This is a genomic window from Collinsella sp. CLA-ER-H10 (assembly GCF_040092475.1).
Taxonomy (GTDB): domain Bacteria; phylum Actinomycetota; class Coriobacteriia; order Coriobacteriales; family Coriobacteriaceae; genus Collinsella.
Genome location: NZ_JBBNLM010000025.1, coordinates 1 through 19,849 on the forward strand (window position 1 = coordinate 1; position 19,849 = coordinate 19,849).

16 protein-coding genes and 1 rRNA gene are annotated in these 19,849 nt (G+C 58.5%); 12 read left to right on the forward strand and 5 right to left on the reverse strand.

The window, feature by feature from the left end; translation table 11 throughout:
* Nucleotides 1-103: ribosomal RNA gene (gene rrf / locus AAAX36_RS08585) — 5S ribosomal RNA — on the forward strand; the annotation flags it as partial.
* Between the two features lie 130 nt (nucleotides 104-233).
* On the opposite strand, the gene AAAX36_RS08590 is transcribed toward rrf, so the two are convergent.
* Nucleotides 234-701 carry a hypothetical protein gene (locus AAAX36_RS08590; protein ID WP_138375038.1) on the reverse strand — a complete coding sequence of 156 codons (468 nt, stop codon included), beginning with the start codon at nucleotides 699-701 and terminating at the stop codon, nucleotides 234-236.
* 277 nt (nucleotides 702-978) lie between these two features.
* Between AAAX36_RS08590 and AAAX36_RS08595 the strand changes: the two genes are divergently transcribed.
* Complete coding sequence (locus AAAX36_RS08595) at nucleotides 979-1,410, forward strand: Hsp20 family protein (RefSeq protein ID WP_035138719.1); 432 nt, start codon at nucleotides 979-981, stop codon at nucleotides 1,408-1,410.
* Nucleotides 1,411-1,491: 81 nt separating this feature from the next.
* Here AAAX36_RS08595 and AAAX36_RS08600 read toward each other — a convergent pair whose 3' ends face one another.
* Nucleotides 1,492-2,301 (reverse strand): MBL fold metallo-hydrolase, encoded by an 810-nt coding sequence (locus tag AAAX36_RS08600; RefSeq protein WP_149926514.1) that lies wholly within the window; start codon nucleotides 2,299-2,301, stop codon nucleotides 1,492-1,494.
* A gap of 144 nt (nucleotides 2,302-2,445) precedes the next feature.
* Between AAAX36_RS08600 and tilS the strand changes: the two genes are divergently transcribed.
* The 5 genes from tilS (at nucleotide 2,446) to AAAX36_RS08625 (ending at nucleotide 9,125) form a co-directional block, all read left to right on the forward strand.
* Entirely contained in the window at nucleotides 2,446-3,891 is a 1,446-nt protein-coding gene (tilS, locus tag AAAX36_RS08605) for a tRNA lysidine(34) synthetase TilS (RefSeq protein ID WP_040359604.1), read from the forward strand.
* Between the two features lie 148 nt (nucleotides 3,892-4,039).
* The gene (hpt, locus tag AAAX36_RS08610) at nucleotides 4,040-4,588 is read left to right on the forward strand and encodes a hypoxanthine phosphoribosyltransferase (RefSeq protein ID WP_006235600.1); all 549 of its coding nucleotides are present in this window, start codon (nucleotides 4,040-4,042) and stop codon (nucleotides 4,586-4,588) included.
* 61 nt (nucleotides 4,589-4,649) lie between these two features.
* Nucleotides 4,650-6,731 carry an ATP-dependent zinc metalloprotease FtsH gene (gene ftsH, locus AAAX36_RS08615; protein WP_349075100.1) on the forward strand — a complete coding sequence of 694 codons (2,082 nt, stop codon included), beginning with the start codon at nucleotides 4,650-4,652 and terminating at the stop codon, nucleotides 6,729-6,731.
* A 222-nt stretch (nucleotides 6,732-6,953) separates the two neighbouring features.
* Entirely contained in the window at nucleotides 6,954-8,138 is a 1,185-nt protein-coding gene (locus AAAX36_RS08620) for a pyridoxal phosphate-dependent aminotransferase (protein WP_349075102.1), read from the forward strand.
* 165 nt (nucleotides 8,139-8,303) lie between these two features.
* Nucleotides 8,304-9,125 (forward strand): phosphatase, encoded by an 822-nt coding sequence (locus AAAX36_RS08625; protein WP_138113591.1) that lies wholly within the window; start codon nucleotides 8,304-8,306, stop codon nucleotides 9,123-9,125.
* Nucleotides 9,126-9,203: 78 nt separating this feature from the next.
* Here AAAX36_RS08625 and rlmD read toward each other — a convergent pair whose 3' ends face one another.
* Nucleotides 9,204-10,652 (reverse strand): 23S rRNA (uracil(1939)-C(5))-methyltransferase RlmD, encoded by a 1,449-nt coding sequence (rlmD, locus tag AAAX36_RS08630; RefSeq protein ID WP_349075104.1) that lies wholly within the window; start codon nucleotides 10,650-10,652, stop codon nucleotides 9,204-9,206.
* A 337-nt stretch (nucleotides 10,653-10,989) separates the two neighbouring features.
* Here rlmD and AAAX36_RS08635 point away from each other — a divergent pair, with 337 nt between their 5' ends.
* The 4 genes from AAAX36_RS08635 (at nucleotide 10,990) to AAAX36_RS08650 (ending at nucleotide 15,647) form a co-directional block, all read left to right on the forward strand.
* A complete protein-coding gene (locus AAAX36_RS08635) occupies nucleotides 10,990-11,850 on the forward strand; it encodes a transporter substrate-binding domain-containing protein (RefSeq protein ID WP_117655764.1) in 861 nt (286 codons plus the stop codon).
* Nucleotides 11,850-12,503: an amino acid ABC transporter permease gene (locus AAAX36_RS08640; RefSeq protein ID WP_195645347.1), complete on the forward strand. Its 654-nt coding sequence runs from the start codon at nucleotides 11,850-11,852 to the stop codon at nucleotides 12,501-12,503. The genes AAAX36_RS08635 and AAAX36_RS08640 overlap by 1 nt, the downstream gene beginning before the upstream one ends.
* A complete protein-coding gene (locus AAAX36_RS08645) occupies nucleotides 12,496-13,260 on the forward strand; it encodes an amino acid ABC transporter ATP-binding protein (RefSeq protein ID WP_349075106.1) in 765 nt (254 codons plus the stop codon). Before AAAX36_RS08640 ends, AAAX36_RS08645 begins: the two co-directional genes overlap by 8 nt.
* 311 nt (nucleotides 13,261-13,571) lie before the next feature.
* Nucleotides 13,572-15,647, forward strand: coding sequence for an elongation factor G (locus AAAX36_RS08650; RefSeq protein ID WP_138341360.1), 2,076 nt, complete (start codon nucleotides 13,572-13,574; stop codon nucleotides 15,645-15,647).
* Nucleotides 15,648-15,761: 114 nt separating this feature from the next.
* Here AAAX36_RS08650 and AAAX36_RS08655 read toward each other — a convergent pair whose 3' ends face one another.
* Complete coding sequence (locus AAAX36_RS08655; RefSeq protein WP_349075109.1) at nucleotides 15,762-16,742, reverse strand: DNA/RNA non-specific endonuclease; 981 nt, start codon at nucleotides 16,740-16,742, stop codon at nucleotides 15,762-15,764.
* Nucleotides 16,743-16,871: 129 nt separating this feature from the next.
* Nucleotides 16,872-17,882 (reverse strand): LacI family DNA-binding transcriptional regulator, encoded by a 1,011-nt coding sequence (locus tag AAAX36_RS08660; RefSeq protein WP_349075111.1) that lies wholly within the window; start codon nucleotides 17,880-17,882, stop codon nucleotides 16,872-16,874.
* 415 nt (nucleotides 17,883-18,297) lie between these two features.
* Between AAAX36_RS08660 and AAAX36_RS08665 the strand changes: the two genes are divergently transcribed.
* Nucleotides 18,298-19,770, forward strand: coding sequence for a fructose-specific PTS transporter subunit EIIC (locus AAAX36_RS08665; protein ID WP_195246797.1), 1,473 nt, complete (start codon nucleotides 18,298-18,300; stop codon nucleotides 19,768-19,770).
* Nucleotides 19,771-19,849: the final 79 nt, after the last annotated feature.

The window sequence follows — 19,849 nt, forward strand, 5'->3', positions numbered from 1 at the left end:
GCATGGGGGGCACGCCCGGTCCCGTTCCGAACCCGGAAGCTAAGCCCCATCGCGCCGAGAGTACTGCGGGGTCAGCCCGTGGGAGGCCAGGGCGCCGCTGACCGGTGGACGGCACCGAGCCGTCATCCAAGATGGAGAAGGGGGAGGCCTCGCGGCCTCCCCCTTTTTTGCGTTTACCGGGCGTAAATGACTCATTTACACCAGACGATCTTATCGTTTTTGGTATTGAGCTTTTATTTAAAGAAAATAAATCGAATAACAAGGGCAACTGCTATGACCGCAATGATCAAAAGCAGGATTGTCAGTCGATGCTGCTTGCGTCGTTTACTTGTCGAAACGAAGATTGATTTTCCCTGTTTTGGCGTTTCGAGATAGCGAGCCGAATGCGTCAAGGTTTGCTTTGGTCGAGGACCTCTTTGTCGATGAGTGGCGGATGCTTTCATCGGCTCATCACTAGCTGCGCTGTTTTTAGATAATGGTGCGTCTTTCAGATATACAGGGTCTCCCGAGGCGACGCCCATATGCTTACGTCCCGTTTGAGCATCCTCGAGCGTTTGATATCGATTTCTCGTCACATATTCGGGCTCTGCATCATTAATGGGCTCTTGCGAGATGTGGGGGCGACGGAACCGTGGCGGCTGCGTGGAAATATCTTCCCCCTGCGTCGGCATAAACATATTGTTCTGGTTTTGGTCGTCCATGATGCCCTTTAGCTCGTTACCAACAACGTGTACGCGCTCATTGTAAGCCCCTTGTTATTTGTAGCTGTGGACATACTCGTTATTTAAGCTCTGGTTCAAAGAACCTTAACCTTCCAAAAACCTGAGTCTTACTCACTTAGATATGCTTATAGTACTGGACTCAAAAAACTTTATAGTCGGTGTATATATGAGCACCGGGTGGGCATATATAAGAACGTCAAAAGAAGTCCCAGTCACCTAGAAGATGACTCGGCAGTCCTATAAAGGAGTGGTAAACATGGCAAGCATGGTTCCTTATCGTTCGGTTTTTGGCGTTCGTCCCTCTGCTAGCTCACTGTTCGATCTGTTTGATGATATGAGTGACCTGGCGAACAGCTCTATTGCCTCCAAGGCGTTTCCCGTTGACGTTGAGGATAAGGGCGATGGCTATGAGGTCAAGGCTTATCTGACCGGCGTCGCCAAGGACGATATCGATGTCGAGCTTAATGAGGGCCGTCTGTCCATTAGCGTGAATGTCGAGGAAGACGAGGAGAACGAGGGCAAGAACTTCCTGCAGAAGGAGTTCAGCTCGTACAGCGCGACGCGTGGCGTATATCTGAAGGACGCTTCGAGCGAGGGTCTCTCTGCTAAGTATGCTGACGGCATCCTGACCGTTACGGTTCCCAAGATCGTCGAGAAGAAGAACGTTACGAAGATCTCCATCGACTAACGTTTCCGATGGTCAGAGCTTTTGAGCCAAGATAAAGGGGCTGGGATTTGATTCCCGGCCCCTTTTGTTTTATTGAGCGGTCTATACAATGGTTGTCGGTTGATACTGACTTGCAGGGCGTATCGAGAGTTTTCGCGATCCTTGGAGAAGGGTGGCGGAGCTACCGACCTCGTCATCCAGGGTTGCGGCTAGAGCTTTGGCATAGCTTTTGACGGTAAGGCTCGGACGATTGTTATCTTGGCTGATATGCATGGCAATGAGCTGTTCGGTGCGATCGGTAACAAGTTCGCGCGCGGCTTCGGCGGCTTGGTCGTTGGAGAGGTGTCCCCTTGCAGACAGGATGCGCTCCTGAAGAAAGCGGGGATATTCTCCCTCGCGCAGCATAGTCACATCGTGGTTGCTTTCGAGCGCGAGGACTCGACAATCTTTGAGGGTGTTCATGGCTTGGCTCGATAGCTCTCCGGTGTCGGTGGCAATGCCGATGGAATCATCGAGGGCATCGAATCGATAGCCGACTGGATTGATGACATCGTGTGATGTTGAGTAGGTTTGCACGTGGATGCCGGTAATGGATAGGGTGTCACCGGGATCGAATTCCTCGACAGGCAGATGCGAAAGATTTTCTTTGCTCGAAAGTGTGCCCCTGCTGGCAAAGAGGGGGCCGTGCCAGTGCTTGCACCAGACATCGAGACCCTTGATGTGATCGCTATGCTCATGAGTAATGAGAAGAGCCGAGACGTTGTCTGCCGAGAGCCCCAGTTCTGCCATGCGCTTTAATGTCTCGCGGCGAGAAAGACCGTCGTCAATCATGATGAGCCCCCGGGGGCCTTCGATGAGCGCGCAGTTGCCTTTTGAGCCGCTGCCAAGGATATGAAGGTGCAGACGAGACATAAGATTCCAAAGGATACAATGGGTGCGAACGAATAGAGGAGGAAGCAAATGCCAACGGTATCTCAGCATTATGGACACCATGCTGCATCGTGGGCTGATGATAAAGCTCTGGCAACGCGGCAGACGGCTGCCCCCGTGGTGCTCATGGTATCAGGTGGTGCGGACTCGACGGCACTGCTTCTTATGGCGTGCACATCAAAGTTGGATATTCAGGATGGGCGTGGTGTAGCTCCCATCGCGCGCGAGCGACTGCACGTGCTGCATGTAAACCATCATCTGCGCGGCAAGGCGTCCGATGGCGACGAGGCCTTTGTGCGTGAGCTCTGCGCGCAATATGGTTTACCGCTGTGTGTGGAGCACGCTTATTTTGATGGGGAGTCGGGCAATATTGAGGCCGCGGCCCGCGAGGTGCGCTATGCCGCGGCGCGGAGGTATGTTCGCGAACTCTGCGCCCAGACGGGGGCACCGCGAACGGCGGCTCGTATCTGCACCGCGCACACGTCTTCGGATCGCGCGGAAACGTTTTTGATGAACGCGATTAAGGGTTCGGGGCCCGCTGGTCTATCGAGCATTCCTCGCCGGAGGAATATCGTGGTGCGTCCCTTGCTCGACCTAACTCATGGCGAGCTCGTGGGCTATCTACAGGTACATGGTCAGCCGTGGCGTGAAGACGAGAGCAATGAGGATATCTCGTATCTGCGAAACTACGTGCGCCATCGGGTAATGCCAGTGGTGGCACAGCGTAATGCGAGCGTGTGCAAGACGATTGGCGCCGCCTGTGAGATCTTGGGTGACGAAGATGCGTTTCTATCCCAGCTGTCGGCACAGGCGTTTCGAAGCTGCCTGCGCAAGGAGGCGGCGGGCGCGCTAGTGCTCGATGCCAGACGCCTTGCTGCGGCCGAGGTGGTAATCGCGCGGCGCATCGTGCGACTGGCGATCAAACGCATCGATCCGGGCGCTCGTCCAGAGATGCGACATGTGGAGCGAGTCCTTTCCTGCGTTGCCGAAGGCACAGGCTCGGTCACGCTTCCGGCGGGAATTGACGCGCGCGTCGAGTTTGGCATGCTAGCGTTTAAGGCGCCGGCGGCTCGTGAGGGGCTGGTTGCGGACTGGATTACCATACCCGGTCGTTTGCCGTTGGGCGGGGGGCGCATGCTGGTCGCAGAGCCGATGGCCGTTGAGCCGGGATGCGATATCGTGCGCCGCGCCCGTGAGCTTGCGGCTGCCGGGGAAGTGACAGCTTTGGTAGACGCGGCTGCCCTGGGTTTTGCCGACAGCGATAGTGAGCGGATCCTGGCGGGCTCACGTGGCGAGATCCCTGCAGAGGCGCGATTGGCGCGCCTGTGGGTGGACGGTCCCGCACCGGGAGACGTGATGTGCCCGTTAGGAATGAGTGGCCGAAGCAAGAAGGTATCCGACTTGCTAGGCGAGGCTCGCATTCCCGTTTCCGAGCGCGCCGGCGTGCCCGTGGTGAGGACGGCGCCGGGAGGTGCCGTGGTGTGGGTCGCCGGAGTTCGCGCGGACGAACGTTTTAAATGCACGGCGGCGACGCGTGTGGCTTATCTGCTTCGCGTGGTTGACGCGGATTAGCCCCTCGCACCAGCTGTTCTGTGCGGCGTTGACGGTATTCCCGCGCTGATGGTGCGCGGGCTGGAAAATATACCCCGTGCGCTGCTAGAATGTGTAGTTCGCGTCCATACGGCGGTGTGTGGGCGATTAAGCACAAGAAAGGGTTGTCATGGCTTCTCAACATCCGGATATCGAGAAGGTTCTGTTTACGCAGGAGGATATCGACGGCATCGTTTCTCGCCTGGGCGAGGAGATCACTCGCGACTACGCGGGTAAGGATCTGGTGCTGATCGCGGTTCTGCGCGGTGCCGTTGTCTTTATGGGCGACCTGATGCGCAAGATTGAGCTACCGACCAACATCGATTTCATGGCTGTTTCGAGCTATGGCGACGGTGTGAAGTCTTCGGGCATCGTGCGTATCATTAAGGATCTGGATATCGACATCCGTGGTCGCGACGTGCTGATCGTCGAGGACATTCTGGACTCGGGCCTGACCCTCAAGTACCTGATGAAGAACCTCGAGAGCCGCAAGCCCGCTTCGCTGGAGGTCGCTGCCTTCCTGTGGAAGGACGTTGAGGACCGCACCTCGGCCATCACGCCCAAGTATGTTGGAACCCATTGCCCCGATGCCTTTGTGGTGGGCTACGGCCTCGACTATGCCGAGCGCTATCGTAACCTTCCGTATCTGGGCATTTTGAAACCGGAGGTTTATTCGTAAGATGCCCGACGACCATAACGATAACAATTCCCAGACTCCCCGGGAGCCTAAGATCCCGGGGATGCCCGGAGGCAAGAAGCCCACGCGTACGGGCTGGCTGTATTTTATTTTGGCTTGCGCGCTTCTGGGCTACGCCTTCTTTAACATGGGCTCCGGCTTTGCCAATTCCAGCAATACCGTTAAGCTCGCGACGAGCGAGATGGTGAGCGCCATCAAGCAGGATCGCGTCGAAGATCTGACCTATACGGTTCAAGACGGAAGCGTGACGGGTCATTACTGGAAGACGAAGAAGGACAAGGGCGATACGAGCGAGCTCAAGAGCTTCTCCTCGACCTATGTCGGCTCCGATTCGCTTGCCGAGCTCATGGCGGAGCACCCCGATACCAAGTACATCGTCAACACCAACGATCCCGATTTTTGGGGCGACTTGGCGATGAGTGTGCTTCCGACGATCGCCCTTATCGCCATCATGTTCTACTTTATGCGCCAGATGATGGGCGCCAACAACAGGAACATGCAGTTTGGCAAGACCAACGCCAAGACCAACGAGGCCACGCGCCCCAAGGTCAAGTTTGAAGACGTTGCCGGCGTGGACGAGGCAGTCGAGGAACTCGAGGAGATCCGTGACTTTTTGAGCGATCCGGACCGCTATCGCAAGCTGGGCGCCAAGATTCCGCGCGGCGTGTTGCTGGTGGGCCCTCCGGGCACCGGTAAAACGCTGCTGGCCAAGGCTGTAGCCGGCGAGGCGGGCGTGCCGTTCTTTAGCATCTCGGGTTCCGACTTTGTCGAGATGTTCGTGGGTGTCGGCGCCAGCCGCGTGCGTGACCTCTTTAAGGAGGCCAAGTCCCAGGCTCCGTCGATCATCTTCATCGATGAGATCGATGCTGTGGGACGTCAGCGCGGAGCTGGCTTGGGCGGCGGTCACGACGAGCGCGAGCAGACGCTCAACCAGCTGCTGGTCGAGATGGACGGCTTTGAGGAAAGCGAGTCGGTCATCCTGATCGCCGCCACCAACCGCCCCGACATTCTGGATCCGGCGCTGCTGCGTCCCGGTCGTTTTGACCGTCAGGTTACGGTCGACCGTCCGGATGTGAAGGGCCGCGAGCAGATCTTGCGCGTGCATGCCGAGAACAAGCCGATGGACGAGGACGTTAAGTTTGAGAAGCTCGCCCAGATGACCGTTGGCTTCACTGGTGCCGATCTGGCAAATCTGCTCAACGAGTCTGCGCTGTTGGCTGCCCGCCGCCATCGTTCCGTGATCTCGATGGACGAGGTCGAGGAATCGATGGAGCGCGTGATTGCCGGACCGCAGCGCAAGGGTCGCGTGATGACCGAGGCCGAGCGCACCACGATCGCCTACCACGAGAGCGGCCATGCCCTGGTGGGTCACATCCTGGAGCACTCCGATCCGGTTCACAAGATCTCGATCGTCAGCCGCGGCCAGGCGCTGGGCTACACGCTGCAGCTTCCGCAGGAGGACCACTTCCTCAAGACCAAGAACGAGATGCTCGACGAGCTTGCCGTGTTCTTGGGCGGTCGCGTTGCCGAGGAACTCATGTGCGACGACATCACGTCGGGCGCGAGCAACGATCTGGAGCGCGCGACCAAGATGGCGCGCGAGATGGTTACACGTCTGGGCATGAGCGAGGAGCTGGGCACGCAAGTGTTTGGTGAGGCGCAGCATCAGGTATTCCTAGGCCGCGACTACGCCGATCACCAGGATTACTCCGAGGAGACGGCGCGCCGCATCGACATCGAGGTCCAGCGCATTATGCGTGAGGCCCATCGTCGTGCGGTCGAGATTTTGGATGCCCGTCGCGATCAGCTCGATCTGATGGCGAAGGTGCTGCTTGAGCGCGAGACCGTCGAAGGCGACGCCGTGAACGCCCTGCTCGACAACGAGTGGAATGCCTACCTTGAGCGCGAGGACGATATCCTGGCGGCCAAGGAGGAGCGCAATGCCAAGGCGGCCGGCATGCCGACCAAGAAGCGCGCGCCTCGTATGAGCGAGGAGGAGCTGGCGGCTGATGCCGCGGCCTTTGCGCAGGCGGCCATGCAGGAGGATGCCGAAGCCGCATCCGATGATGCTGACGATGACCATGCCGTCGTCGATGCCGATGCCGATGCCGACACCGACAAATAGTCTTTGTGGCGAAAGCCTCCGCGGGGAAACCTGCGGAGGCTTTTTCTTTTGAGCGATATGGGGCCGTCTGTTGATTGGGGACAGACTTAAATGAGCGTTTTCACGCATTTAAGTCTGTCCCCAATCAATATTTTCACGCATTTAAGTCTGTCCCCAATCAACATTGCTGCGGCACTTTGCTCGGCTAAAGCGTACAATAGCGCCTATGCGAAAGGGGAACAGATGATCAACGAAACGATGTATGCTCGCGGTGCGGAAAGCTCCATCATCCGCGAGATTTTTAGCTATGGCCTTGAGCGCAAGGCGCAGATCGGTGCGGAAAACGTATTCGATTTTTCGCTGGGCAATCCGAGCGTTCCGGCGCCCGCTGCTGTGGCTGAGTCGATTAAGAAGGCTCTGGAGCTGCCGAGTGACCAGTTGCACGGCTACACGCCCGCACCGGGCCTGCCGCAATGTCGAGCAGCCGTCGCCGAATCGCTCAACCGCCGCTTTGGAACGAACTATGAGGGTAAGGACGTCTTTATGACGGTGGGTGCCGCGGCTTCGCTCACCTGCACGCTCAACGCCGTTACGAACCTGGGCGACGAGGTTATTGTTATCGCCCCGTACTTTCCGGAGTATCGCGTTTGGATTGAGAAGGCCGGCTGTACGTGTGTTGAGGCGCTCGCCGATGAAGATACGTTCCAGCTGAGCGTGGACAACGTGCTCAAGGCGATCAGCGATAAGACGGCGGCCGTCATCATCGACTCGCCCAACAATCCGACTGGTGCCGTATATACACGCAATACGCTGACGCGACTGGCCAATGTTCTGCGCGAGGCCAACGCTCAGCGCGATTCCGAGAATCCAATTATGCTCATCTCGGATGAGCCGTACCGCGAGATCGTGTACGGTGCCGAGGTGCCTTGGGTGCCCTCGATCTACGAGCACACCATCGTGTGCTACTCGTATTCCAAGTCGCTGTCGCTGCCGGGTGAGCGCGTGGGATGGATCCTTGTTCCCAATACGAATCCTCAGGCAGATCGTCTAATGCCCGCCGTTGCCGGTGCCGCCCGTACGCTGGGCTTCGTGTGCGCGCCGGCGCTCTTTCAGCGCGTAATTATCGACTGCATCGATGAGCCGAGTGACGTTGAGGCCTATGCTCGCAACCGCACGGCGCTTACCGACGCACTGGCGGAGTATGGCTACACCTATGTTGAGCCGGATGGCGCGTTCTACCTATGGGTGAAAGCGTTGGAACCCGATGCGAATGCGTTTTGCGAGCACGCAAAGAAGTATGAGTTGCTTGCGGTCCCCTCGGACAGCTTTGGTATGCCGGGCTGGTTCCGCCTGGGCTACTGCGTGAGTTACGAGACGATTATCAATTCGCTACCCGCTTGGAAACAGTTGGCGGACGAGTATCGTTAAAAGTAAAGCGCTCTGCCTACAATGTTTTACGTGAAACGGGGTTTGGTGTTAAGCCGGACCCCGTTGTCATGGACGTTGTGTCTTTGGGATGGAGTGGTTTTACGACTATCGAAGGCTATGCGTACAATGAATATAAGCGACGGCCGTGCCAGATAAGGAGACCTGATGCCCTACCTGCTTTCTTGTGACATTCATACCCATACGATGTTCTCTGCGCATGCATATTCGACCATTGAGGAGAATGTGTACTGGGCGGCAGAGCGTGGTCTGCAGGTGCTCGGATCTGCCGACCATCTGAGCTCTATGGTTACGGCTTGCCCCAATGACCTGCGCAGTTACCAATTCTTTATCAACCAGGATATCTGGCCGCGCATTTGGAGCGGCGTGTTGGTGCTGCGTGGTGCCGAGGCCGATATCGTTTCGCTGGACGGAAGCCTGTTTGGCGAGGACACTCCTGTCACGTTCGATATCGCCGGCGATTCGTACGGCCGTCAGCATTCACTGTTCGATTTGGTTACGCGTAATTTGGATTATTTGGTTGCAAGCGTGCATAATCCGCAGATTGCTGAGGGCGCGACGCTGGCCCAGACGACCGGGATGTATATCAATGCCCTGGAGCACCCCAAGGTGTTCATGCTGGGCCACACGGGGCGTTCGGGCGTGCCGTTCGATATCGACGAGGTGCTGTTGGCAGCTAAGGCCAAGCACAAGATTATCGAGATCAACAACCATAGTCTTGAACGCGGTGTCGACACTGAGCATTGGGCTGTATGCCGCAAGATCGCCGAGCGCTGCGCCGAACTGGGCGTGGGCATTGGCGTGTCGACCGATGCCCACATTGGCATGGCCATTGGCAAGCTCGATCACGCGCGCAAGATGCTCGACGAGATTCACTTCCCGCTGGATTTGATCGTGACGCGCGACCGCGAGACGCTGCTGTGCGAGATGGCGGCAGCCGGCGTGTGCAATCTGCGCAATGGGATGTAGCGGAGTTTATAAACCAAGCGAAGGGGGCGGCCCAGACGGGTCGCCCCCTTTCTTGTCCCAAAAATCTACTGAGGTTGGTTAGCGGCGTTCGAGGACCGCTACGGTTTCGGTATGGTCGGTGTGGGGGAACATGTCGACGGGCGTGATCTTGAGCAGGCGATAGCCTCCGTCGAGGAGCTGGTGCAGGTCGCGCTCTTGGGTCACGGGGTTGCAGCTGATATAGGTGATGCGGCGCGGCTTAAGTGCGCAGGCAGCTTCGAGGAACTCGGGGGTGGAGCCGGCGCGCGGCGGGTCGATGGAAAGGACGTCGACGCGCTCGTTGTTGTCGGCGGCATCTAGGATGTAATCGGTGGCATCGTCGGCCATAAACCAGGCGCTGCGGGTAAGACCGTTGAGCTCGGCATTGCGGCGCGCGTCGGCAATGCCCGCCGGGTTGCGCTCCACGCCGAGCAGCATGATGCCGATGCCCTTGCTCTGGGCATCTTTAGCTGCGCAAAGACCGATGGTGCCGCTGCCGCAGTAGGCATCCATAAGCACATCGCCCTGGCGCAGGTCCATGCCGTCGATAGCGAGCTGATAGAGCAGTTCGGTCTGCTGCGGGTTGGTCTGATAAAACGCGGTGGGGGAGATATCGAAGTTGCAGCCGAGCAGCTGATCGCGCATGCACTCGGCGCCATAGACGATATGAGTTTCCTCACCCAAGATGGCGTTACCGGGACGGCCATTGATATTTTGGGCAACGGTGACGATATGCGGATCGAGCGCCGCGACGGCCTCAAAGAACTCCTGCGCATGCGGTAAGTCACGCTGGGCGGTCACGAGCGTAACCATGACCTGGTCGGTACGCCAACCGCAGCGGACGACGGCATAGCGAAGCAGCCCCAGATGCTTGTCCTCATTAAAGGCGGGAATATGCAGCCGCTCAGCTTCGCGCGCGATGCCGTTGAGAATCTGACGGGCACCCGGCGCCTCGACAGGACACTCGGGCACGGCAACGATTCTGTGCGTGCCGCGCTCAAAGAAACCGCAACGGACAGCACCCTCCTTACCGGGGGCAAAGGGAGTTGCAGCCTTATGGCGAAAACCGCGCGGAGCAGGATATTTGCCCGGGTCGCCCAGGGTGACGCCCATACCGCGAATGGGGTCGACGCCAATACCCTCGCGCTCGCAAAGAGCAGCAAAAAGCTCCTCCATAACAGCCTGCTTAGCTGCCAACTGCTTTTTATAAGGACGATTGAGCGCCGTGCACCCACCGCAAGCTTTCATAATGGAACAAGGCGACTTGGGATCAACGGCCTTGCGCGCAGACGAAACCTGATCTTTATGCGAGCGCTTGGAGCGAGTCTGAGATGCCTTGACCTCGCTCCGACGAGAGTCAGAACGCTTGGTCTTAGCCCTGTTCTTGGTCGATTTGCTTTTTGCAGCTTTAGAAGACTTGGATTTCGTAGAAGATTTCTCCTCCTTCGACCCCTCAGCCGCCTCGATCAAAGCACGACGAGCCTTACGCTCCGCACGAGATTCTGCCATCAATAACTCCACTAATTCATGAATTAAAGCTGCAAGTATTGTACCGTGCCAAGCCAGCAGACGATATACAAGCGGTTTAATCGTGTCAGCGATAAGCCCAACGACGGTTGCCCGCCGCGTGAGGGGTGTGGGGGTTAAGTTTATCGCGAGTTCCGCACGAACAGGAGGCCACTTAATGTGGCCTCCGTCGTGAGCAGGACTGTAGAGCAGGAAACTTAACCCCACACCCCTCACGCGGCGGGCAAACTCGCCTTGTGCTCTATCACGCTAAAGTGTATGATTCTGAACGTTACATGACTCACTTTATCTAACTAAAGTGCCATCAAGGGGGAATACCATGAACACCGATATGTCTCGTCGTCAGTTTGTTGGTCTAGCCGGCTCGCTCGCCACGGTGCTTGGCCTTGGTCTTGTCGGTTGCGGCGGTGGTGCCGGCAAGGGCTCCGCTGCTGGCTCTGCCGCGGCCAAGGATGTGAAGGGTGCTGCGGAGTCCAAGAAGCTCGTGGTGGGCTTCGATAAGTCCTATCCTCCGTACGGCTTTGTGGGCGACGATGGCGAGTACACCGGCTTTGATCTCGACCTTGCCAAGGCCGTTGCCGATAAGCAGGGCTGGGATGTTGATTACGAGGCTATCGACTGGGATGCCAAGGACACGCTGCTCAACTCTGGCGCCATCAACTGCATCTGGAACGGCTTTACCATGGAGGGTCGCGAGGACGACTACACGTTCTCCGAGCCGTACATGCTCAACGAGCAGGTGCTCGTGGTCAAGAAGGATGCGGGCATCAAGAGCTGGGATGATCTTGCCGGCAAGACGGTGATCACCCAGACCGATTCCGCTGCTCAGGACGTGCTCGAGGGCGATCAGAAGGATTTGGCGGCGACGTTTGCCACGCTCGACACCATCGGTGAGTACAACACGGCCTTTATGCAGCTTGAGAGTGGTGCGGTCGATGCCGTGGCGTGCGACCTTTCGATTGCTCAGTATCAGCTTGCCGCAAAGCCCGATGCCTATACGCAGCTTGATAAGCCGCTGTCCAGCGAGCACTATGCCGTCGGCTTTAAGAAGGGCGACACCAAGTCGGCCGACGCCGTGACCGAGTCGCTCAAGGCGCTCTACGAGGACGGCACGGTTAAGGACCTGTGCGACAAGTATTCAAGCTATGGTCTATCTTTCGATAATTGGGTGCTCAAGTAATGTCTATTCAGGTCATGATGCAGATGCTTGGCCAGGGATTCTTGGTCAGTTTGCAGCTGTTTGTGCTGACGCTGCTCGGGTCGATTCCCCTGGGAATTCCCGTGGCGTTTATGCGCATGAGCAAGGTCGCGCCGCTGCGCTGGATTGCGCGCATCTACATTTCGGTCATGCGCGGTACGCCGCTCATGCTGCAGATGTTTGCCATCTACTTTGCCCCGTATTACGTGTTCGGCATCTCGCTCACGCCCGATTCCAAATGGACGGCGTGCGTTGTGGCGTTCATCATCAACTACGCCGGCTACTTTGCCGAGATCTATCGCTCGGGCTTGCAGTCGATTCCGCGCGGTCAATATGAGGCCGCCGAGGTGCTGGGCTATTCGCGCACGCAGACGTTTCTGTATATCGTGATGCCGCAGGTCGCCAAGCGTATTCTGCCGGCGATGGGCAACGAGATCATCACGCTGGTCAAGGACACGTCGCTGGCGTTTGCCATTGGCGTGGGTGAGATGTTCTCGACCGCCAAGGCGCTGGTTGCCTCGCAGGTGAGCATGGTGCCGTTTGCGATTGCGGCGCTGATCTACTGGGTCTTTAACTTTGTGGTCGAGATGCTGCTGGGCGCCGCCGAGAAAAAATTGGATTACTACCATGATTAATTCGGTAATGAATATAGCGAACGCGCGCAAGGCGTTTGGCGGCAATAAGGTGCTCAAGGATATCTCACTCGAGGTAAAGCGTGGCGAGGTTGTGGCGATTATCGGGCCTTCGGGCGGCGGTAAGTCCACGCTGCTGCGTTGCGCCACGCTGCTCGAGACGCTCGACGGTGGCTCGCTTTCGTTTGGCGACCTTGCGGTTGCGACGGATGCGGGATCGGGCGCGGTCTATGCGAAGGGAGATGTTCCCAAGCAAGCGCGTTCGCGTTTTGGTCTGGTGTTCCAGAACTACAATCTGTTCCCGCACTATACCGTGATGAAAAACATCATCGATGCGCCGATTCGCGTGCTTAAGCGTCCGCGCGAGCAGGCGGAAGCCCGCGCTCACGAGCTGATTGCACAAATGGGGCTGACGGGCAACGAGAACAAGGTGCCGTGTGAGCTTTCGGGCGGTCAGCAGCAGCGCGTGAGTATTGCCCGCGCCCTGGCGCTCGATCCGGAAATCTTATTCTTTGACGAGCCGACCTCGGCGCTCGATCCCGAGCTGACGGCCGAGGTGCTGCGTGTCATTAAGGACCTGGCGGCGCAGAATATGACGATGGTAATCGTGACCCACGCGATGCAGTTTGCGCGCGATGTTGCCGACCGCGTGGTCTTTATGGACGGCGGCCGTATTGTCGAGGAGGGCCCTGCCGAGCAGGTCATCGACCATCCACGCGAGCAGCGTACCTGCGAGTTCTTGAGCCGTATCGAGGGGTAGGCTCAGCTATTTACTCAACTATTAAATTGAGGCGAAGTCACCGCAGGTCTTACGGCCTGCGGTGGCATTTTATTTGCATCGGCGGGGTTCAATAATCGCCTCGCATGTGTTCTTCTTCCTCTCGCCGCCTGTATCCGTACGTGCGCCGAAAGGTGTGCATGGACGGTCGCCCGTGAGGGTAGGGTGGTGGCATAGGACATTTGGAGGGTGAGTCGGCTCGGCTGCCGACCATGCTGCTCCCGGGACGGCACCGACCGCGAACTCTCCCCGTTGGCGTCGCGCATTGCGCGCGGCCCTGCAAGGAGGTCATCATGGGTGCTCCCAAGACCGGCAATGTAAGGAACGTGGTGCTCGTAGGCCAAGGCGGGGTGGGCAAGACTTCACTCGCCGAGGCCATGCTCCACCTTTCCGGCAAGACCGCCCGCCTGGGCGGCCACGACGGCACCAAGCCCACGCTCGACTACGACCCCGAAGAGGTCAAGCGTTCATTCTCCATCTCGACGACCATCGCGCCGATTGACTGGAAGGGCGCCCGCATCAACGTGCTCGATGCCCCGTGCTATCCCGATTTTATCGGCGACGCCTTTGCCGCAATGAGCGTCTGCGAGACGGCTCTGTTTGTGGTCGACGCCGAGGCCGGCCCGCAGCCTACGACCGTCAAGCTTTGGTATGCGGCGGAGGATCTACGTCTGGCGCGTGCGGTGTTCGTGAACCGTCTGTCGCGCCCCGAGGCCAGCTTTACGACCACAATGGACCTGCTGCAGGAGCGCTTTGGCACGCGCTTGGGCGCCGTGACCCTTCCCTGGGGCGAGGGCGAGGACTTTGACGGCATTATCGACCTGGTGCGCATGAAGGCGCGCCATTGCAACGGCACCGAAGCCGTTGAGTCGGAGATTCCCGAGGAGTATCGTGCCCAGGCCGAGGAGGCCCATGACCACCTGTGCGAGCTGGTGGCCGAGGCTGACGACGAGTTGATGATGAAGTACTTGGAAGGCGAGGAGACGCTGACGCAGGAGGAGCTTGAAGGCCTGCTGTCGAAGGCGATCGCCGAGCGCATCTTTGTGCCGGTCTTTGCGGGCGATTGCATTAAGGAGCAGGGCGTCAACTCGCTGATGGACGACATCGCGACATACTTCCCAGCGCCGACCGACTATGGCGAGATGCCGCTCATCGACGGTGATTCGCTTAAGATCTCGAGTGACGATGACCGTCCGGTGGCGTTTGTGTTTAAGACCCTGGCCGATCCGCAGCAGGGCCGCATCAGCTTTATCAAGGTGCTGACGGGCACGCTTGAGCCGGGCCTTGAGTTGATCAACGCGCGCACTCGCAAGAGCGATCGTCTGGCTCACCTGTATGTGATGTGCGGCCGCGACATGACCGAGGTCGGTCACGCCTATGCCGGCGACATTATCGTGGCGCCCAAGTTGGCGGCAGAGACGGGTGACACGCTCTCCATTACCGGTAAGGTCGAGGCGGCGGCGTTTAAGTTTCCCAACTCGCAGTACCGCATTGCCATCGAGGCCGAGAACCGCGGTGACGAGGAGAAGCTCTACACGTTTATCGAGAAGGCGTGCAAGGCCGATCCGACCATGAGCATCGATCGTGACGAGGAGACCGGCCAGACTATCATCTCCGCCGTGGGTGAGGCGCAGGTTTCGGTCCTGCTCAACCGTTTGGAGGATCGCACCAAGGTCGTGGCCAAAAGCGTGCCAATCCGCATTCCATATCGCGAGACTATCCGCCGCACGGCGAGCGCACAGGGCCGCCACAAGAAGCAGACTGGCGGTGCCGGTCAGTATGGCGACTGCTGGCTGCGCGTTGAGCCGCTCATCGGGCCCGACGGCACGAGCGATGGCTATGAGTTTGTGGACGAGGTCGTGGGCGGCCGCATTCCGCGCTCGCTGATCCCCGCCGTGGACAAGGGTGTCCAGGAGACCATGAAGGACGGCATCATTGCCGGCTACCCACTCACGGGCATTCGCGTGGCTGTGTACGACGGCTCGTATCACAGCGTCGACTCCAACGAGATGGCGTTCCGCGCGGCGGCCCGCATCGGCCTGCGCAAGGCATGTGCCGATGCCGACCCGGTGGTGCTGGAGCCCATCGAGGAAATCACGGTGACTATCCCCGAGAGCTACGCCGGCGCCGTGATGGGCGACATCTCGGCATCGCGCGGTCGCGTGACGGGCATGGAGACCGATGAGCGTGGCGACACCGTGGTCATCGCCCAGGCGCCTCTCGCCGAGCTGACGGATTACTCGACGCGCCTGCGCTCCATCACGCGCGGCACGGGCGACTTTACCATGAAGCCCGCCGGCTACGAGCAGGTGCCCTACGATGTTCAGGCCAAGCTGGTCGAGCGTTATGAGGAGGGCCGCGCTAAGTAGCGAGGGTCTTTGCCTGCAACATACATGCCGATGCAAGGGCCGCTCTGGGCAATCCAGGGCGGCCCTTTTTGATCCCCAGTGGGGTTGCAAATCGGTTCTTGCCGTGGCTCGGGGCTAGTCCCCCGAGGCTTGATTGCGGCCGGTGGCGTAGTCGATCTGCACGTGCGGCTGTAGGTTATAGCAATATACGTGGAAGCAGAGGGCCTTACCGTGGTCCTCGACCGATTGCGCCTCAAGGCGCACGCCGCGGCAGACAAGTTCCTCTTCGTTGTACATGGGCGTGACGCGATAGAGCACATGGTTGCCCGTATTGCGAATATAGTTGAGAATCTGCTCTTCAAACGGTAGCATGCCCGTCTCGTTGAGATAGCGCGTGCCGGTGAGGAGATTCTTGCGGTTGGCGTTTTCGCCGCAGAGCGACCAGGCGATGAGGTGGCAGCGGTTGTAGAGGCTCTGGCCCGGAATAAAGTCGTAGCGCTGCTGGCGCCATCCAGCGGGATGGATACGCGAGATATCGCCGCGCTCGCCTTGACCGAGTGATTCGGGGCCCACACAGGCGAGCGCTTTGCGGGTGCGGCCCAAGCTGTCGAGCTTGGAGAACTTCTTAAAGCAACCCTCTTCTGTGGCGCGCTCGTATTCATCGAGCGTGAATGACGGCGTGCCGAGCGGGTGCGTGCTATCGGCGCGCAGGGCAACATAGGGGTTACCCGCGTAGTCAGGAATGCTGCTGAGATATACGCCACGGGCGCGGTCGAGGTCGGGGTTTTCGACCTCGTCGATGGGGGTGGCGCTGTTTGCGGATGCGTCGTCACCGGTGTCGGTTGCGGCGGAATCGGAGCCATCGCCAGAGTCTTGGCTATTTTGAGAGTCCGAGGAGCTCGCTGTTCCCGATTCGAGCCGGGCAACCAGGTCTGCCTCGTCGTCAGTGCGGCTGGGACTCTCGTCTTGCTTCTCGGCCAGGGCTACCGCCTGCTCATCACTTTGCGGCGAGAGTAGTCTGGGCGCCCCGTCGAGCGACCCTGTGAACAACGCAAACCCCAGCACCACGGCGGTGCCGATGGAAAGTGCTTGCTTGTAGGCGGACTTGCGCGACATGGAGGCTCCTGGATGGACGGTTGGGAATCTACCAGTCTAGCAGGAGCCGGCAGGGGCCGTTCTGTCGAACAAATACTTAAGATTTGGGACAAACGCTACGGATTCAATTGCCTCATATTTGACGTATGGCTAGATCGAGGTGGAACCGAGCCAATTGAGTTTACATTCGAGAATGCGCTGCTCACCTGGCGTGCTGCTGCCATCGAGTAGCGCGAGGAGCATCTCGGCCGCCTCTCTGCCTTCCTGGTCGACGGGCTCGATGATCGTGGAGACGGTCGGCGTGGTGAGGTTGGTCCAGTCTTCGCAGTTGAGTCCCAAAAGACCGATTTGCTGCGGAAGTAGATGAGCCATGGGCTGGAGAGCCTTGTAGACACGGGGAAGTGCCCACTGATTTTGCACGAAGATAAGGGTTCGCTTGGCGGGGTTGAACTTGTATTTAAAGTACTCGGTAAGCTCGCCGACCGACGGCTTGTTGTGGTCGATGGGAATCGCTTTGTAGAGCTGTCCGTTCGCTGCCAGCGCCTCGGCATACCCCTGAAAACGCTCCATGCGGGTGCGCATTTCGGTCATGTTGGCGGCAATGGAAAAGAAATCTTCGTAACCGGCGTCGAGGAGTGCCTGCGTGGCGTTGTACACACCGTCGTAAAGGTTGGTTTTGATCCAGCTGGTACCTGGGCTATAGATGGCCGCATCGAAAAAGACGACGGGCTTACCGGCGCGCTTGATGCGGTCATGGACGGCTTTGAAATTTGCCGTGGGCTGGATGATAAAGCCATCGACGCCCAGCGAGAGCATTTTGTCGACATACATGAGCTCGGTTTCGGGGTTAAAGTTGCTCGTGCAAACGACCGTCTGGTAGCCCGCGGGGAGCATGACCTGCTCCATGCCGTTGAGGACGAGGCCCGCCCACTTGTTGGTGTTATCCAAAATGATAATGGCGATGACGTGGGTCTGTTTGCCGGTGAGTGTTTGCGCCTGGGCGTTGGGGACGTATCCCAGCTCCTTGATGACGCGCGCAATCTTTGCCTGCGTCTTCTCGCTAAGCTTTTCTCGTTTGTCGTTGAGGTAATACGAGACGCTTGCCGTCGAGGTTCCCGCCTCTCGAGCGACGTCTGCGATCGTAACGCGCTGTTTTGCCACAGCGACTCCTTCCGACAGATGAGCATTTTCCAACATGATGACTTTGAGTCTTGGTGTGGGATGCGCTTCGGTGAGCGACCTTTTCCTTTCATATGAGTATGCAACAAATGCGGTATACGGGTGGGGTTGAAATTTGTGACCGGCATGCGCATCTGCCGTCTACCGAGAAAATCAAATACTTCTTGACTTTTGAAATCGAGGGTAAAATCGCAGGATTCATTTTTGGTTAAACGCATAACTAAATTGCATAACCAACGCTCTGACCTGCGCGTTTACCGAAATAAGCTGGCATTAAGAAAAACGAGCACCTATATTGGTCTTGTCGAAAAGACAGCAAGTCCAAACGGCAGGGGATGCTCCGGAGGCCTCCGCAAACGGTGTCTTGCGCACGCAACTCTATGAAAAGAGGGAAGCAATGAAGATCGTAGGCGTTGCCGCCTGTACCGTGGGTATCGCCCACACGTATATGGCCCAGAAGGCGATTCAGGATGAATGCGCCGCCCGTGGCATCGAGTGCAAAGTCGAGGCTCAGGGTGGCCTGGGTATCGAGAACGAGCTGACGCAGGAAGACGTGGATTCTGCCGACCTGGTGCTCGAGTCCGTCGACGTGGGCGTCGAGAACGAGGATCGTTTTGAGCAGAAGATGGCCGAGGGAAAGTTCCTGAAGGTCGGCACCTCGGATGTAATCGCCGATCCGGTGAAGATCATCGACCAGGCCGTTGAGATTATCAAGGCGACGGGCGGCGCCGTTGACGCGCCCAAGGCCGAGGCCAAGGCAGAGAAGAAGGCCGTCTCCGCTGCCCCGCAGGCCCCGACACCGGCGTCCAAGCAGTCTATCTTTGCCGATCCTGGTAAGACGCTGCTCAATGCATTCAATACCGGCGTTTCCTATTTTATCCCCATCGTCGTTATCGGCGGCGTGTTCCTCGCCTTCTCGCTGGCATCCGGTACCGCCGGCGCCAACGGCATGGAGGTTACGAACCCGCTGATGGTGAGTCTTAACACCATTGGCATGGCCGGCATCTCCATGATGATCCCGGTGCTTGCGGCATACATCTCCTACTCGATGGCCGGCAAGCCCGCGCTCGCCCCCGGTTTTGTCCTGGGCTACCTGGTCAACAATGCGGTCGTTACCCCTAACGGCAACAGCGTTTCGACCGGCTTCTTGGGCGCCATGATCATGGCAGTTATCTGCGGCTACTTTGTCCGCTGGATGAAGACCTGGAAGGTCAACAACACCATCCAGACCATCATGCCCATCCTGATCATCCCGATTCTGACCTCGCTTGTCCTGGGCATGGCCTATATCTACATCCTGGCCACGCCGCTTGGCTTTGTGATGGACTGGCTTACCGGCGTGCTCGGTAGCCTGCAGGGCGGCTCCGCAGTTGTCCTGGGTCTGGTCATTGGCGTTATGACCGCCTTCGATATGGGTGGCCCCATCAACAAGACCGCCTCGACCTTCACCATGGCCATCATGGCCTCCGGCATCTATGGCCCCAACGGCATGTTCCGCGTCGCCGTCGCCATTCCCCCGATTGCCTGCGGCCTTGCTGCGCTCATCGCCAAGAACAAGTTCGATGACGCCGATCGCCAGATGGGTATCTCCGCACTGTTCATGGGCTGCATCGGCATTACCGAGGGCGCTATCCCCTTCGCGGTCAAGGACCTTGGCCACACCCTGCCCGGCATCTGCATCGGCTCTGCCGTGGGCGCGGCGCTCGCCGCCTTCCAGGGTATCGACTGCTACGTCCCGCACGGTGGCTTTATCGTCGCCCTTGCCACCAACAACGTCGCGCTGTTCTGCCTGGACATCGTGATTGGCGCCGTGGTCGCCGCTGCAATCCTGATTGCCATGAAGCCCACGCTCGACAAGCAGGCCAAGTAAACCTTTAAGGACTCCGGTTGTGCGGAGGGATGGATTTGACTCCGCACAACCGCCCCTACACAACAAAATCCATCCGTAC

Bases quoted from the DNA above. Each gene is read 5' to 3' on its own strand.
- AAAX36_RS08665 (WP_195246797.1), top strand. From the start codon at position 18,298: ATGAAGATCGTAGGCGTTGCCGCCTGTACCGTGGGTATCGCCCACACG.
- AAAX36_RS08650 (WP_138341360.1), top strand. From the start codon at position 13,572: ATGGGTGCTCCCAAGACCGGCAATGTAAGGAACGTGGTGCTCGTAGGC.
- hpt (WP_006235600.1), top strand. From the start codon at position 4,040: ATGGCTTCTCAACATCCGGATATCGAGAAGGTTCTGTTTACGCAGGAG.
- AAAX36_RS08645 (WP_349075106.1), top strand. From the start codon at position 12,496: ATGATTAATTCGGTAATGAATATAGCGAACGCGCGCAAGGCGTTTGGC.
- AAAX36_RS08595 (WP_035138719.1), top strand. From the start codon at position 979: ATGGCAAGCATGGTTCCTTATCGTTCGGTTTTTGGCGTTCGTCCCTCT.
- AAAX36_RS08635 (WP_117655764.1), top strand. From the start codon at position 10,990: ATGAACACCGATATGTCTCGTCGTCAGTTTGTTGGTCTAGCCGGCTCG.
- AAAX36_RS08590 (WP_138375038.1), bottom strand. From the start codon at position 701: ATGGACGACCAAAACCAGAACAATATGTTTATGCCGACGCAGGGGGAA.
- ftsH (WP_349075100.1), top strand. From the start codon at position 4,650: ATGCCCGGAGGCAAGAAGCCCACGCGTACGGGCTGGCTGTATTTTATT.
- tilS (WP_040359604.1), top strand. From the start codon at position 2,446: ATGGTATCAGGTGGTGCGGACTCGACGGCACTGCTTCTTATGGCGTGC.
- AAAX36_RS08655 (WP_349075109.1), bottom strand. From the start codon at position 16,742: ATGTCGCGCAAGTCCGCCTACAAGCAAGCACTTTCCATCGGCACCGCC.
- AAAX36_RS08640 (WP_195645347.1), top strand. From the start codon at position 11,850: ATGTCTATTCAGGTCATGATGCAGATGCTTGGCCAGGGATTCTTGGTC.
- AAAX36_RS08620 (WP_349075102.1), top strand. From the start codon at position 6,954: ATGATCAACGAAACGATGTATGCTCGCGGTGCGGAAAGCTCCATCATC.
- rlmD (WP_349075104.1), bottom strand. From the start codon at position 10,652: ATGGCAGAATCTCGTGCGGAGCGTAAGGCTCGTCGTGCTTTGATCGAG.
- AAAX36_RS08625 (WP_138113591.1), top strand. From the start codon at position 8,304: ATGCCCTACCTGCTTTCTTGTGACATTCATACCCATACGATGTTCTCT.
- AAAX36_RS08600 (WP_149926514.1), bottom strand. From the start codon at position 2,301: ATGTCTCGTCTGCACCTTCATATCCTTGGCAGCGGCTCAAAAGGCAAC.